General features: G+C 73.4%; 1 protein-coding gene. It reads right to left on the reverse strand.

Going from position 1 to position 854, the window contains the following annotated elements:
* The coding region (locus LO771_RS30020; protein ID WP_230748324.1) for an AMP-binding protein at positions 1-854 on the reverse strand (854 nt) is incomplete at both ends.

The following is an 854-nucleotide window of genomic DNA, read 5'->3' on the forward strand; positions in this document are numbered from 1 at the left end:
GGGACGATGTAGGCGGTCAGGCGCTGGTCGCCGGGGCGGTCCTCGCGGACGAGGACCGCGGCCTGGGCCACGGCGGGGTGGGAGGCGAGTGCGGACTGCACTTCGCCGAGTTCGATGCGGAAGCCGCGGAGTTTGACCTGGTCGTCGGTGCGGCCGAGGTATTCCAGGACACCGTCCTGGTTCCAGCGGGCGAGGTCGCCGGTGCGGTACATGCGGGAGCCGGCCGGGCCGTGGGGGGCGGCGACGAAGCGTTCGGCGGTCAGGGCGGGGCGGTTGAGGTAGCCGCGGGCCAGGCCGGAGCCGGCGAGGTAGAGCTCGCCCGGGACGCCGGGCGGGCACGGCTGCAGGGCCGCGTCCAGGACGTAGGTCCGGGTGTTCCAGATCGGCGTTCCGATGGGTACCGAGCCCGAGGCGCCTACGGCGCCGGCGACGGCGGGCCAGGCGGTGACGTCGATGGATGCCTCGGTCGGGCCGTACAGGTTGTGCAGCCGCTCGCCCAGGACCTCGCGGAAGTGGCCGGCGAGCTCGCCCGGGAGGGCCTCACCGCTGCAGATCACGGCGCGCAGCGTCGAGCACCGTGACGCACCCGCTTCGCGCAGGAACACCTGGAGCATGGACGGCACGAAGTGCGCGACCGACACCCGGTGGCGGACGATGGTCTCGGCGAGGTACGACGGGTCACGGTGTCCGCCGGGCGCGGCCACCACCAGCGTCGCGCCCTGGGTCACGGGCCAGAAGAACTCCCACACCGACACGTCGAAGCCGAAGGGGGTCTTCTGCAGCACCCGGTCACCCGGGCCCAGCCCGTACTCGCCCTGCATCCACGCGAGACGGTTCACCAGGCCCGCGTGCGG

Source organism: Streptacidiphilus sp. ASG 303, assembly GCF_020991365.1.
In the GTDB taxonomy this organism is placed as follows: Bacteria; Actinomycetota; Actinomycetes; order Streptomycetales; family Streptomycetaceae; genus Peterkaempfera.